This is a genomic window from Pseudoalteromonas sp. MEBiC 03485, from assembly GCF_004195145.1.
Classification (GTDB): domain Bacteria; phylum Pseudomonadota; class Gammaproteobacteria; order Enterobacterales; family Alteromonadaceae; genus Pseudoalteromonas; species Pseudoalteromonas apostichopi.
Window position 1 is genome coordinate 260697 of the sequence record NZ_SGBT01000002.1, and the last position, 15236, is coordinate 275932.

12 protein-coding genes are annotated in these 15236 nt (G+C 39.1%); 4 read left to right on the plus strand and 8 right to left on the minus strand.

Translation table 11 applies throughout. The features are described from left to right. The first annotated feature begins 25 nt into the window (after positions 1 to 25). Both EVU92_RS18030 and EVU92_RS18035 read left to right on the plus strand, forming a co-directional pair. Positions 26 to 2437 (plus strand): TonB-dependent receptor, encoded by a 2412-nt coding sequence (locus EVU92_RS18030; protein WP_130052570.1) that lies wholly within the window; start codon positions 26 to 28, stop codon positions 2435 to 2437. Between the two features lie 263 nt (positions 2438 to 2700). Next, positions 2701 to 4143, plus strand: a complete 1443-nt coding sequence (locus EVU92_RS18035; RefSeq protein ID WP_069439015.1) for an IS1182 family transposase — start codon at positions 2701 to 2703, stop codon at positions 4141 to 4143. 166 nt (positions 4144 to 4309) lie between these two features. Here the strand turns inward: EVU92_RS18035 and EVU92_RS18040 are convergent, their stop codons facing one another. Beyond that, entirely contained in the window at positions 4310 to 5029 is a 720-nt protein-coding gene (locus tag EVU92_RS18040) for a hypothetical protein (protein ID WP_058155173.1), read from the minus strand. 321 nt (positions 5030 to 5350) lie between these two features. Between EVU92_RS18040 and EVU92_RS18045 the strand changes: the two genes are divergently transcribed. Continuing rightward, on the plus strand, positions 5351 to 5974 hold the full coding sequence (locus EVU92_RS18045) for a tyrosine-type recombinase/integrase (protein ID WP_004589486.1): 624 nt from the start codon (positions 5351 to 5353) through the stop codon (positions 5972 to 5974). Positions 5975 to 6222: 248 nt separating this feature from the next. On the opposite strand, the gene EVU92_RS18050 is transcribed toward EVU92_RS18045, so the two are convergent. The 7 genes from EVU92_RS18050 to EVU92_RS18080 form a co-directional block, all read right to left on the minus strand. Beyond that, positions 6223 to 9423 carry a CusA/CzcA family heavy metal efflux RND transporter gene (locus EVU92_RS18050; RefSeq protein WP_004588883.1) on the minus strand — a complete coding sequence of 1067 codons (3201 nt, stop codon included), beginning with the start codon at positions 9421 to 9423 and terminating at the stop codon, positions 6223 to 6225. Positions 9424 to 9434: 11 nt separating this feature from the next. Beyond that, complete coding sequence (locus tag EVU92_RS18055; protein WP_002962258.1) at positions 9435 to 10691, minus strand: efflux RND transporter periplasmic adaptor subunit; 1257 nt, start codon at positions 10689 to 10691, stop codon at positions 9435 to 9437. A 64-nt stretch (positions 10692 to 10755) separates the two neighbouring features. Further along, entirely contained in the window at positions 10756 to 11973 is a 1218-nt protein-coding gene (locus tag EVU92_RS18060) for a TolC family protein (protein ID WP_008468875.1), read from the minus strand. A gap of 83 nt (positions 11974 to 12056) precedes the next feature. After that, complete coding sequence (locus tag EVU92_RS18065) at positions 12057 to 12407, minus strand: hypothetical protein (protein WP_004588885.1); 351 nt, start codon at positions 12405 to 12407, stop codon at positions 12057 to 12059. A 55-nt stretch (positions 12408 to 12462) separates the two neighbouring features. Continuing rightward, positions 12463 to 13365: a cation diffusion facilitator family transporter gene (locus EVU92_RS18070; protein ID WP_004588886.1), complete on the minus strand. Its 903-nt coding sequence runs from the start codon at positions 13363 to 13365 to the stop codon at positions 12463 to 12465. Continuing rightward, on the minus strand, positions 13352 to 14083 hold the full coding sequence (locus tag EVU92_RS18075; protein ID WP_004588887.1) for a transglutaminase family protein: 732 nt from the start codon (positions 14081 to 14083) through the stop codon (positions 13352 to 13354). Before EVU92_RS18075 ends, EVU92_RS18070 begins: the two co-directional genes overlap by 14 nt. 55 nt (positions 14084 to 14138) lie before the next feature. Continuing rightward, positions 14139 to 14753 (minus strand): cation transporter, encoded by a 615-nt coding sequence (locus tag EVU92_RS18080; protein WP_004588888.1) that lies wholly within the window; start codon positions 14751 to 14753, stop codon positions 14139 to 14141. Positions 14754 to 14830: 77 nt separating this feature from the next. Between EVU92_RS18080 and EVU92_RS18085 the strand changes: the two genes are divergently transcribed. Beyond that, positions 14831 to 15220 carry a Cd(II)/Pb(II)-responsive transcriptional regulator gene (locus tag EVU92_RS18085; protein ID WP_004588889.1) on the plus strand — a complete coding sequence of 130 codons (390 nt, stop codon included), beginning with the start codon at positions 14831 to 14833 and terminating at the stop codon, positions 15218 to 15220. Positions 15221 to 15236 lie beyond the last annotated feature (16 nt).

Below are 15236 nucleotides of genomic sequence, written 5' to 3' on the forward strand. Positions count from 1 at the left end.
GAAAAACTTCGACTAATTACCTATAATGACGACACATAAATACTCAATTTTAGCCCTAGCCTGCTTAAGCGCATTCAATGCAACCGCCAACGATTTAAACTCAGTTGAACGTATTACCGTTTACGATAAACAAAACCGTGTAGTACTTGAATCTGGCCTTGCCACTAAATCAAATATGACCCTAATGGAAACGCCAGCGCCAGTTGTGGTTGTTGATCAAGAGCTTATCAACTCGCAAGGCGCAACAAACTTACAAGACTTAGTACGTAACATCAGTGGTGTAACCCAAGCCGGTAATAACTACGGTATTGGCGATAACTTAGTGATCCGCGGTTTAGGCGCTAACTATACTTACGATGGCATGTACGGCGGTGCAGGCCTAGGTAACACCTTTAACCCAACCCGCTCAATGACCAATGTTGAATCTGTAGAAGTACTTAAAGGCCCAGCAACGGGCTTATATGGTATGGGTAGCGCAGGTGGTGTTATCAATCTGATTGAAAAGAAACCACAATTTACTGAACAGCACACCGTTAATGCTGAGCTTGGTCAATGGGATAGCTACTCACTAGGCTTTGATAGTACAGCAGCATTAACCGACAACCTTGCTTATCGCGTTAACGCAAAAACAGCTCGCAGCGATGGCTACCGCGATTTAAAAGACGACCGTGATGAAATTTATGGCGCGTTAAAATACGTATTAAGCGACAAACAAGACATCATGATTTCTGCCGCTTATATCAAAGATGCCATTGCCGTTGATTCAATTGGCCACCCTATTCGTATTTTTAACAGCGACTCAGTCAATGGTAAAACCGCAGGTGAAGTAACCGCTGCTGATTTAATTAACGACGCAACGGCAAAAGGCCTGCAACTAACCGATCAGCAACGCCAGCAATTAGCAGATTCACTGGCAGCAAATGATGGCTTAACACCTTACACCTTTGGCCATAACGGTATTATCTCGCCAATGGCGAATGATAACGAAGGCGAAGAACTACGCTTTAAATTAACTCATAACTACTTCATTACTGATAATTTATTTTTAAATCAGCAACTACAATACCGTAATTACGAATCGAGCTTTGCCCGCCAAACGGGTGCTTACAACTATGTTTATTGGAACCGTAATGGCGTGATCAATGCTGACCCGCGCGCTCCATTAGTAGTTGATGACGTACTATACCCATTTGCTGCGCGCCGCCAAGAATACCGCCAAGTAGAAGCTGACGAAAAATCATGGCAATACTTTGCTGACTTGCGTTATGACTTTAGCTTTGCTGGTATTGATAACGAACTACTTGTAAACGCCAACTACGAAGACCGCGATATTCGTTTTAAACAATACTCAATTTACGATGCCGACAAAGTCATTAAAAATAAAGATGGAGAGGTTATTTACCAAGGTCAATTACCTTACATTTTTGATATTCGTAACCCGAACTGGGGCGAAGGCAGCTTTTATGATTACGACCCGCTAAAAACCAGCGATTACAACAAAAAGGTTCAAGCTTGGGGTGTAGGTATTCAACATGTTGCCTATATTCACGACACTTTCACAACCCGAGTAGGTGTTGCGTTCAACCGTATTAAACAAAGCTACGAACACTTTGGCGTTGATGCGCGCTACCGCGCTAGTGCCGCCGAGCCAACGCCAGAAGCAGATACATCAGACAGCGGTATGACCTACAACCTAGGTGCAACATACAAACTTAGCGATGATATTTCGTTCTTTGTAAACCACTCTAAAGGTCGCACAGCCTACAGCGTGCTTGGTAGTGTGTCGGGTAACGAAGCTGACCGCGATGACGCAGAATCAGTCAGTAACGACATTGGTATGCGTGTAAAAGCCTTTGACGATCAACTACTGGCCTCACTGGTGGTATTTGATAGTGCTCGTACAAACCTTGAGTATGCCAACCCAGATTATGAAGCCGGTGTATCTGATGCCTCAGTACCAAAAAGCTTTTACGATGGTGAAGAGCAAACCAAAGGTGTTGAACTTGATTTAAATGCCGATTTAAACGAGCAGTGGAAACTTAACGTAAATGCGGTGTATCAAGACGCTCGCGATAAGAAAAACCCTAACTCATCATCTTTCGATACTCGCCAAAAAGGTGTGCCTTATGTAACAGCAAGCAGCTGGTTAAGCTATGACGCTAAATGGTTTAATTTAGCCGAGCCACTGACAATTAGCGCAGGCGTGCAATATGTTGATGACCGCAGCACAAACTCAACCTCGTTTGGTATTCCTGATGGCTACGTACCGAGCTACACGGTGTACGACGCCGCCATTCAATACCAAACAGATGATTGGAAACTACAGTTAAACCTAAATAACTTGTTTAACAAAACCTATTACTCAAAAGCAATGTTCTTAGGCGGTATGCCAGGAGAAGAGCGTAATGCTAAATTAACCTTTAGCTACACACTTTAATTGTGAATAATGAGTAGAAAGCGCGGCTTAAGTAAGCCGCGCTTTTTTGTTTGTTTAGTGCGAGATTTTGATTAGTAACTTGTTTTTGGACAGTAGTGAGTTAGAGCTGAAGGACGGCTTTGTGCCCAGACTGTGTGAAAACTCTGATCACCTTTTGGTCTAAGTATGTTCTGCTTATGATCTATTAATCTATACATTTAGTTCACTTAATATACTGATATTTATATAATTAGACTATTGATTCAGTTGAGGGTTGAGGCAGTATGTCAAAGTTTATAAGCGGTGAAAGTCGTGACCAATCAACGTTATTTCCAGAATCGTTGGAAGATTACGTCAGTGAAGATAATACGGTCAGAGTGATTGATGTTTTCATTGAGGAACTAAATCTAGCTGAATTGGGGTTTAAAGGATTAACTTTAAAGTCCACAGGCCGCCCTAAGTATCATCCAGCCACATTATTAAAACTGTATCTTTATGGTTACCTCAACCGTATTCAATCATCCCGCCGATTAGAAACCGAATGCCAACGCAATATTGAACTGATGTGGCTACTTGGTAAGTTGGCACCCGACTTTAAAACGATTGCTGATTTTAGAAAAGACAACGGAGATGGTATAAAAAATGTGTGCAAAACGTTTGTTGAAGTCTGCCGTCGTCTGAATATGTTTGAGAAACCAGTTGTTGCCATCGATGGTAGTAAGTTTAAAGCTAGCAACAACAAAGGCAATAATTTTACGCCAAGCAAAGTTAAATTCCACATCGACCGAGTCGAAAAGAACATTGAACGTTACCTTGAATTACTTGATGAAGCCGATAAAGAGCAAGCTAACGTCACAAAAATTAAAGCCACAAAAGATAGGCTAGCTGACTTTCGCAGCCAGTTAAAAAAACTACACGAGATTAAAGAACAAGTTGAAGCTCATCCTGACAAGCAAATATCCACTACTGATCCTGATTCACGTTTAATGAAAACTCAAGGTTTTACAAGAGTTGTGAGTTATAACGTGCAAAGTGCGGTTGATACCAAGCACCACCTTATAGTGGCGCATGAGGTGACCAACGTGCCAGATAGAGGCCAGCTTGCGTCAATGACAAAACTCGCACAAAAAGCATTGCGCAAGGAAGATATAAGGGTATTAGCAGATAAAGGTTACTTCAGTCAGCCCGATATAAAAGATACTATCGATTTGGGTGCAGAGCCAATCATGCCCAAGACGGATACATCGTCCTCTGAAAAGAAAGGGATATTTAACCGCTCACTCTTCAAATACGATGCAAATAAAGATATTTACTTATGCCCCGCTGGTAATGAACTTCAAAATCGAATGCAGGTATTTGAGCAAGGTAAATACCTTGATGTTTACTTCAATCACATTGCTTGTCGAGATTGTAAAATAAGAAGTCAGTGCACTAACTCTAAAAAAGACCCTAGGCGAATAAGGCGGTGGGTGCATGAGATTCTGACAGAAGAAATGCTTCAAAAGCTAAAGAATGAACCTGAATTGATGCTTCATCGCAAGCAAACTGTTGAGCACCCCTTTGGCACAATTAAACTCTGGATGGGAGCTACCCACTTACTAACACGAGGTTTAAAAAGCGTGGGGACAGAAATAAGTCTTCATGTCCTAGCTTACAACTTCAGAAGAATGATAACAATTATGGGAGTTAACGGCCTAAGTAAAGCAATTAGAGTAGCGTTGCCATAGCAGTTTCGCTCGCGCGGAGAAAATTGCGATACTGAGAAAAAATCGATCGCAACCATCTTAAATGGTTTCAAACTAAGAACATACCCAAGACAATTTATTAAAAATTAGTTTTCACACAGTCTGTGCCATTTGCGGACTGTCGTAACCTTAGACTCTTGTTAGCCATTTACTCTGGTAGTGAAAATGTGAACTCTTGATAGTCGTGTTCTTTAGTCAGTGCTGAGGCTGTATTTTCAAAGTGCTGTAAAAAAAATTCAGACTCTACTGAATCAGGTGTCACATGCTCTTTCACAAATGGGTGCAATGCAATTCCTGCATTCAGAGACAAAGGCACAAAGTTGAAAAATATTTGAGATTTACTGAAACCTAAAGATTTTGCCTCTTCTTCAAATTTATCTGCATTTAAATAGTTACGAATTAGATCTCTAGCATTAGCTCTCAATCTTGATTCATTTCGTGGCAAAGTTAACAAATCGTCTAAATCAGACCAAGATAGAGGTATATCAAAGTACCCTCCACCTTCTTCCTCTTCAGGTACAACAGAATTTACGTATAGATACTTCTTTTTGTTTGTAGGCTTTTCACAAACTTGATTATGGTAGTTCCATAAACTTCTAATTCTGTTTGCTTTGTTATGGTGGCGAGCATTGCGAATTGCCAGAATTATGCAAAGTTCAGGGACTGAATACCAATCTACTGGCTTTCCTAATTCTTGCGCCATCAAATCATATAAATTATGGAATGCATTTAATTTTGCGTTAATTGCAGTTTCCACAGTACCCACGGCTTCTGCTCTATCAATATCAATTAATTGTTTTAATCTTTGATTCGATTCAAGCAGAACTCTAAACGTTTGAGTCAGGTCTTCGAAGGAATGGGTAAGCATATAAACTCCGTACGTATGAATTAATGGCTAACAGCTTATTGAACACCGTTTTGGTGGTTTATAACACACCAAAACGGCGTATATTACATACCCCGATAATTTCACCAATAATTTCCTTTGTAAACAAGTAATTAAAATAGCGAGATATTAAGCATGTTATTTTTCCCCAAAGCGGCGTTTAATAATGTTATCGAACAGAATTAGGCTCTTACTCAAAGAAGTAATAATAAATTTAACTTTTCAGTGTCCGCTCCTCGCTCATACCCGAATTCTTTTGTAGCGAGCTAAGCTTAAAACTCCATAAACACCGGAGTACAACTAATGCACCAGTTAACTATATATCAGCCTAAAGAGCCTTGGAATAAAAATAAGCTTGTAGGACAAAAGTTACCTCTAAAATTACAGCAAATATGGGCTATCCGAATACGACTGGAACTTTTTCATAAAATAAGAGATCTAGCACTATTTAACCTAGCCATAGATAGCAAACTAAGAGGGTGTGATTTAGTTTCACTAAAAGTTAATGACATTGCACATGGTAAAGCAATCCAATCACGGGCAATAGTCGTTCAAAAAAAGACTGGTATGCCTGTTCAATTTGAAATTACTGGAAATACAAGGAAATCAATTGTGGCGCTCATAGAGCAATTTACTCTCAATTCTTATGATTACTTGTTTAAGTCACGAATTCATTCCTCTGAACACCTTTCAACCCGTCAATATGGACGTATAGTTGACTCTTGGGTCACCTCAATTGGGTTAGATAAGACTCAATATGGCACTCATTCAATGAGACGTACCAAACCATCACTAATTTACAAAAAAACTAAAAATTTAAGAGCCTGTCAGCTTCTACTTGGCCATAGAAAACTAGAGAGCACTGTCAGGTACTTGGGAATAGAAGTTGATGATGCGTTAGAAGTATCAGAACAGATCGATGCTTAAATTTGAACCTAAGCCAGACTCGAAGTTAGAGTCTGGCACGTGCCATAATCCGACCTTGAGACACATAGAGATTAAGACTGCAAAGATACGAAAGCGGAAGTTAGCTTTGGCCTGTTTAACGACAAATATTCCGACAAAGCAGTCATGACTATTAGTTTATTGTTAAATCTAATCTTTCTTTTCGTTCATCTACTCAATAACCCCACGCTAAACGTGACTTTAGCGTGGGGTTAGAGTTCACAGTAATTTTATCTGGATAGCTCTTTTATTTTTTTCTCTGAAAACCAGCGATATAAAACAGGTAAAACAAATAATGTTAACAGTGTTGCAGTTACCAAGCCGCCAACAATAACACTCGCTAATGGGCGCTGTATTTCTGCACCAACACCATTAGACATTAACATCGGTATCAAACCTAAAGCTGATGTTATAGCAGTCATAAGTACAGGTCTTAATCTTGAAGTAGCGCCTTCAAAAACGGCTTTAGATGCTTCTAGACCGTCTTTAATACGTTGGTTGATACTTTCTACCATAACGACCCCATTCAATACCGCTACACCAAATAAGGTAATAAAGCCAACGGAGCTTGGTACAGACAAGTATTGTCCAGATAAATATAAGGAGAAAACTCCGCCAATTACAGCAAGCGGCACGTTGACCAATATCAGCATAGCTTGACCAACAGAACCAAAGGCAAAGTAAAGTAGTAGTGCGATTAGTGCTAACGATAAAGGTACAACTATAGCTAACCTATTTTGAGCACGTTTTTGACTTTCGAACTGGCCGCCAATCGAAACAGAATAACCTGAAGGTAAGTCAACCTTTTCAGCAATTACCGTTCTGATATCGGCAACCACGCTTCCCATATCTCGATTTTGTACATTTGCTTGGATAACGACTCTTCGTTGTACATCATCGCGTCTAACTTGTGGTGGGCCTGACTCAAATGAGACTGAGGCTACGTCACCCAGCCGCACCCAAGCACCAGTAGGTGATTGAAGCCGAATATCAGCAATAGCTTCTTTGTTACTTCGGTACTCTTCCTCTATGCGAACGTAAATATCATAACGTTCATTACCATTGATTATTTGTCCGGCTTCAACACCACCAATACCATCACGCACAACCTCCATTATGTCACTCACAGACAATCCAAAGCGTGATAGTTCTTGCCTGTTAGGACTTATCACCAATTGCGCTTCACCAGCAATTTGCTCCAATGCAACATCCCTTGCACCTTCAATGTTTTTAATTGCTGTTTCTATTTCTTGACCTTTAGCCGCCAGTACCTCAAGTTCAGGCCCAAACAACTTTATCGCCAACTGAGCCTTAACACCAGATAGTAGCTCATCGACACGAGTCGCAATAGGTTGAGAAAAGTTGAGTAGCAACCCAGGGAATTCTTCTAAAGATCTCTCCATTTTTCCTTGAAGTTCATATCGATTAGATGCACTGGTCCACTCAGAAACAGGCTTCAACCCTATGTAAATTTCGATGTTATTCACAGGCTCTGGGTCTCCACCTATTTCTGCTCGACCAATTCGGCTTAATGCATAGGTTACTTCAGGAAAAGCCATTAGTTTTTCTTCTAGAATTGGTGCCACAGTGAGCGCGGTATCTAAACTGGAAGAAGGTGCAAGCGTTGCTCTTAAGTTTATCGTCCCTTCTTCTAACTCAGGTACAAATTCAGTACCAATTAATGGAACTAATGCAAAGGCAGAGAAAACTAATATAAGTGCGGCTGAAATGACTAATTTGGTGCGTTTTAGTGCGAATGTAAGCCCTTTTCTGTAGAGTTTGTCTAATGGCCTAAGAACAAAGCTTTCCCTCTCTTTTACACCTGACTTAAATAAATAAGTAGCTAAAGCGGGTACAACAAACAACGCAACCACAATAGCAGATATAACAGCTAAAATGATGCTTATTGCCATAGGTTGAAATAACTTTGCCTCAACACCTTCAAAGCTAAATAAAGGCGTAAATACGACTAAAATAATAGAAGCTGCAAAAAATACGGGACGAGCCACTTCTTTACCCGCATTTTGAAGACGTAACTTAATACCATGCTCATCTTGTTCTACATCATGTGGATCAGTATCAGCACTAGGCACTCTTTCTTTTACAGTTTTTAAATGGGTAGAGTCTGGTCTATTTAAATGCTTAAACATGTTTTCAACCATCACGACTGAACCATCAACTAGCATACCAATGGCTACGGCAATGCCACCCAATGACATAAGGTTTGCAGAAATGCCCCACCAAGCCATGATCATTAACGCGATACCAATTGAAATTGGAATAGATATTAGGACAAGGAAGGTTGCACGTATATTCATTAAAAATAGTGCTAATACAATACAGATGAAAATAAATGCTAGTAATAGTGCATCAACTACTGTATCAACGGCTTTTTCAATCAAATCAGCCTGATCATAAAATGGTTCAAAGCGAACACCTTTAGGCAATGCTTGATTAATCAATGGGATTCTTGCATTGATACCATCAATGGTGGCTTTAGTATTAGACCCCATGCGTTTTAAGACAATGCCAGAGACAACTTCACCTAAATTTTCGACTTTACCGTCTTCGGTTTTGCGCGTCATTGTGACAGCACCTTGACGAATTTCACTGCCCATTTCAACTTTAGCAATATCCGAAACCGTCACAACTGTCCCATCAACTGTTTTGACGGGAACTTGTTTGATATTACTAATACCAGCGTCACCACTTTCAAACCAACCTGCACCTCTAATAACAAGCTGCTCTTGCCCACGGTTCATATACCATCCGCCAACATTGGCATTGTTGTTATCTAGGGCACCAACAACGTCTTCTTGCGTTAGGTTATAAGAAAGAAGCTTAGATGGATCTACATTTACTTGGTACTGCCTAACAATACCTCCAAAGGAGAGTACATCAGTAACACCATCGACAGGCATAACGAGTAATTTTACTACCCAATCATTGAGACTCCTGAGTGCCATAGCATCATAGCCTGCATCTTTATCTGAAATAAGAAGGTACTGAAATACTTGGCCTAGCCCTGAGGTGTTTGGCCCCATTTCGGGTGTGCCGACACCTTCTGGTATCAGTTCTTTTGCGGCTTGAAGACGCTCAAATACAAGTTGTCTTGCAAAGTAAATGTCGGTGCCTTCTTTGAAAACAACCGTGACGCCAGACAAGCCTGTTTTAGAAATTGAGCGCACTTGTTCTACATCAGGTAAGGCATACATGACCGCTTCAATGGGGTACGTAATGAGTTGTTCAACTTCTTCAGCAGCTAGTCCTGGCGCTTCAGTATTTACAGCAACTTGAACATTAGTAACATCAGGAAAGGCATCTAAATTTAGTTTTGGTATAACCATAATTGCGCCGACAATTGTGGCAAACAGCGCAATCAAAATCAGGAGTCTATTATTAACAGACCAATCTATTATTTTATTAAACATAGTCTTGCTCCTTAGTGGTTATGCGGATCAAATCCGCCTTTAGCGATTTCAGAAGCAACAAAAAATGCGCCTTTGGTTACAATTCGCGTCCCACTATCAAGGCCAATGATTTCCCTAAAATCACCTAAGGCTCGGCCTAGTTCTACTTCTACAGCTTTAAATTCTCCAGGGTGGTCTTCGACAAATACGGTCCAATCACCATCTGCGCTGCGGATCAATGCTTCTTCTGGCACAGCCATCACTTTCTGCTTTGTGGCAAACTGAAAGTAAACTTTTACAAACATACCTGAATGAAGGTTATCATCAGCATTCTGTACCCCCAATCTAATAATTCTTGTACGAGTTACGGGATCAATTGTATGGGCTTCTTGGATAACTTTGGCATTGTAACTCTGGCCTTCTAATTTAAGTACCGCAGGAGAATCAATTGATAAATTTAGCTTTTTATTTGGAGAAACTTTTGCTTCAACCCATAGTTGTTTTTCATCAGCTAACAACATGACTGAATCCCCAGCATCAACACGTTGCCCTTGGATAAAGTCGTCTTGAAGCACGACACCTTCACGGTGCGCCGTTAATGCATATTGTCCAAATGCTTTAATGTCTTTGTTAGAAATACCATTTATTGCTTTTTCAGTTAACCCTAAAGCAATGAGCTTGCCATAGCTCGCATTGTATGTTGTTTCAGCTTGTAATAATCGACTTTCACTCACCGTCTTATTACCCAGCTTTTTTACACGTTGCCATTCGGTTGAAGCGATTAAATAGTCAGCTTGTGCTTGTGCCATTGCTTCACTAAATAATGTAACTAACTTCTGACCTATTTCTACATACTCGCCAAGCGCTGCATGGCGACTGATAATGACTGACTCTGTACGTGGTGATACCACATAACTTTTATAGCCATTAGCTTTTATTTCGCCAGGTGCATATACGGAGCTAAATTGATATTCAGGCTTAACACTTTCCACTTTAATGTTAGCAAGCGACATCTTCTTTGGATCAATAGTGATACCTTCTTCATGTCCTTCTTCTCCCTCTTTATTACCACCTTCATGGCCGTGCTCGTCATGGTCACCTTTATCTTCTTCATGTCCCTTTTCGTGTTCATGCTCATCTTGATGTTCTTTTTCTTCTTGTTTCGAAACGTTTGTGACAGAACCAGTTCCATCTGACGACTGTGCAAAAGCATCATGATTTGTAGTAAACCCAACTAACAGGCAGCTAATTACTACGGCTAAAAATTTTTTACTAATTACTGTATTCATTTTTGTAACCTATATTTTTAATAAATTTAAGATTTCGTTTTTCGCTACTGAAAAAACAAAGCGCTCAAATCTCAAATTTGGATAACTGACCCATACTTAAAATGAAGGATATTTCTGCAAGCTTGAATTGATTTTCCAAACGTATTCCTGCATGAAGCCCTTCCGCACGTTGATTTAATGCAAGTAAGTAGTCAGAAGTATTAATGTCACCAGCTTCCCAGCGCTTATTTAATAAGTTTTCGCTGCTATCTAATCTGCCTTTTGTCAGTTTTTGCCATTGCTCATAATATTTTTTACTGACAATAAGCGATTCATAATTAGCTTTTGCTTCAAATGACTGCTTTCGATAAACCGACCGAAAGTTAGCCTCTGCTGCAATTGCTTCTGAATAAGCGGCTTTAACAGTATCTGAATAGTTATTTCTGATATTTAAAGGCATTGAGAAAGTCACGCCAATCAAGTCTTCATCTCCACTTTTCCCTGCGTTAACTCCAATGGTTGGATTGGCTTTAGATTCCATAGTGGTTAGTTGAGCTTTAGATTGTTTTATCTTCCATTGCGCTCTAGCGAGTTTAACTTTTGGATGTTCCTCAACCCACTGAGAGTTAAATGAATAGTTTGTTGCTCCAAAAGTAAATGAAAACAAATTGGTAGTATTAGGCGTCCAATCAGGCAATAACTCCTGAACATTTACCTCTGCATTTTTCAAAGCAATTTGCGACTCAGATATTTCACTGAAAACTTGGGACAAGTTTAAATAAACCAGTTCAGCGTCAAGTGGCTCTAAAAGTCCTGCTTTTCGCTTATCTTCAATAATTCCAACGAGCGTTTGTAATTGATTTTCTCTTACTGAAAGTAACTGAGCCACCTTTTTTGCTGCTTGCCAATTAACTATTGCAGTTAAAGCGTTAGCCTTTTTAGAATCGAGTAGAGATAACAATTGTTGCTGGTTTGCATAAACACCAATTTCACCAATGCTTTTATTTGCTGATTGCTTATCCCAAAAATCAATCGTTTGACTGATACCAATAGAATAATTATCAAAATCACCCTCTTTTTCATAGCTTGCTTCAAGCTCTGGGTTATATACGGCTTTAGTTAAGCTCTTGGCTCTATGATTACTTGCATTAAGTAACTCTTTAGCCGCAACAACTTCGGGATCTTTATTTATTTGACTATCTAGCCATGAAATACTTTTCTGTTTGGCATAAGTGGCAACTGAAAAACTCACAGCCATACATAAAGACAGGACTAAACCTGCATTTTTTAAATATATATACATAAAAATTCTTAATTTTAAAATTAATAAACACGAAACCTTTATCCATTATTAAAGGATAAATAGGTCATTAAAAATTAATCTAATTAAGAAATGGGCGGACGAAGTATCGCTTCAAGAAAGGTACTTGTTTGATCAATTTGATAAGGCGTTTTATTGATAATGTTTAGTTTGCCCGTGGTATTTGAATTACTGACTAAAATCCAAGATAAGTGGCTGCCACTGCAATGTCCGCAGTGATGACAATCTTTTTCATTATGCTGCTCATCACCTACATTATCATTTGAGACATTTCGATCATCTGCATGATCATGTTGAATTTGAAGGTGCTCTATATCTATTTGGTGATTCTCAGGTGTTGCGGATACAACAGCAGTTAACGATTGCAAAACAATCGAAACGACTAATAGTATTTTTAACGCAACATTGAATTTCAAAATAAACACCTACTTAAATATGAAAAATTATAATATCAAAAAAAGGTTTTCTAAACTAGCCATGCGCATGTTTTTCATGCTCGTCACGGCAAGTTTCTTGAGGAAACTCAAACTCAATGGTTGTATGAGATAAATTATAAGAAGAAAGTTCCTTAGCCACTTGTTGTTTTAGCCTAATTAATTTATCAACCTCAAAGTTATGGGCTAACTCTAGGTGAGCAGTTAATACGTGACTTTCCCCGTCTAATGACCAAAAGTGCATATGATGAATCCCATTAATTTCAGGTATAGCCTTTATCGCTTTTTCAATATTATTCTGCACTTCTTCATCAGGTGTAGCTTGAAGAAATAGTGCCAATGTTGTTTTCAGGTTTTTCAAAACGTTAAACAATATAAACAGTGTAAAGCCTATAGAAAGCAAAGGATCTAATATTGGTAGATCTACAAAAAGCAGCACGATAGAAACAATTAGGACTGCAACCCAGCCAAGTACGTCTTCAAGCAAATGCCACGTAAGTACTTTTTCGTTCAGCGTTTTACCCGCTTTTAGTTTAAATACTGCATACCCATTAACAGCAACCCCAAGTAATGCAAGACCCAACATTCCTTCAGCCATTGGCATTTCAGGATTAGATAATCTTGGTATTGCTTCAAATAGCACCCAGACAGAACCAATAACTAATACAATACTGTTAATTAATGCGCCAAACAGGGTAAGACGACGATAGCCATAGCTAAATCTATCGGATGCTTCTTTATCCGAGAAACGACTCAGTATCCAAGCGAATCCTATAGATAAACTGTCACCCAGGTCATGTACAGCATCAGCCATAATAGCGGTACTGTTGGTTAGCCAACCACCAATAAATTCGATAATAGTAAATGAAACATTAAGGAAAAATGTCCAACCTATACGGTCGTCTTTTCCATGCGAATGGCTATGGCTATGATTGTGCATTTTCCACCTCAAGAACTTTTAAATTTCTTACATTGACTACGTTAAAATTGATAAAGTGACGGATCACTCGTTGATACATCCAACGTTTGATTCCTGATAAGTTAGTTCCTTTTTCGAGATAAAACTCATCAGGGGAATTATAAACACCAAAATCATCATGAATACCTTCTTTTTGTATATAGGTATCTTGACCACGCCAATCTGTATCTGGCGAAGAGAAACACTTTGTTGCAACACCATAACCACAAAATTCGTTTTTTATTTGACTAAATTTGTGCTGTAGTGAACTTAAATATTGTTCATCTAATATAAAGCCTTCTAAGTTTATCCAACGATCCTTGAAATAAACTTCAATCCAACTATGAATGATATATTTAGGTGCTAACCAAAATACATAAGTTGGAATAGCTCCTTTTTGTAATCGCTGCTCAATAGTAAAGCCGTGAAAACGACATTGAATACCTAATCCTCGTAACAAAGCCATCAGCAAGTTACCCTTGGTATTGCATTGTCCGTAACCATCGGCTAAAACACTGCTTGCTGAAATATCATCACTCTCATTGTAACCAAATAATATTTCATCTTTAACAAATTGGTAGGCTGCACCAATTTTGTTGAAGTCATCGAGTTCTTGCCAATTACGCTCAGAAATTAATGATTGAATTGTAGAGTGTTCAAAATTTACTATCTTGGTTTTTTCTAGATATTTGCTATTCATTGATGTTTCCTTACTTTGAACAACCAAAGGTTGATTGTTTATCTTCATTTGGTGTTTAACGTGTTTTCTCAGCAACAGCTAATTCTTGTTTAGCATCGCTTAGTATTCGGTAAGCGCCTCGAAGAATTAACATTGAAATGATGCTACCAATGACGATATCAGGCCAACGCTGTTTCAGCACCATAACGAGTATGCCTGCGATAACGACACCAAGATTTGCAATTACATCATTCGCTGAAAATATCCAGCTAGCTCTCATATGTACTTCATCGTTGTTGTGCTTTCGAATAAGGATGAGACAAATCACATTTGCAACTAAAGCAACCATGCCTACGCCAATCATAAACCAAGAGTGAGGCTCACTTTCACCATACAGCCTTCTAGCAATATCCATTAGAATTAGCACGCCTAACCCCAGTTGGAAATAGCCACTCACTAAAGCAGCATTAGCCTTATGTTGGATTGACTTTCCCACCGCGTATAGTGCAATTGCATAGACGATTGCATCCGCTAGCATGTCTAACGAATCTGCAATTAAAGCCGTTGATTCTGATAACCAACCAAAGCCAATTTCAAAAACAAACATCGAGGCATTGATAGCCAGAAGCCAATAAAGCACCGTTTTTTGCTGGTTATCTTTTAGCTCAACTTCACACCCACAATCGCTCATTTTCATCTCCGATTAACTTGTATGCTCTAACTATAAATCCTATAGTGACTATAGGGTCAAGTTTATTTGGAAATTTTATGAAAATTGGTGAGTTATCGAAAACATCGGGGTATTCAGTACAAACCATCCGATATTATGAAAAGGAGGGCTTGCTGTCAGATCCTGATCGCACTGAAGGGAATTTCAGGTTGTATTCTAATAAGGCATTTAAAGAGCTAGAGTTCGTAAAGCATTGTCGAAGTTTAGATATTCCGCTTAATGATATTAAGCGACTCATTGAATTAAAAAACAAGCCAGAGGAGAGTTGCTCTAGTGTAAATGCATTAATTGATCGGCAACTAACTTTAGTTAATCAACGAATGAAGGAATTGAATGCACTCAAAAAAGAGTTAAAACTAATGGCAAGCTCTTGCGGGTCTGACGGTACAATTGAAGTCTGTGGCATTATCAAGTCATTAGATAGTTGAACTAAATATAACTTTA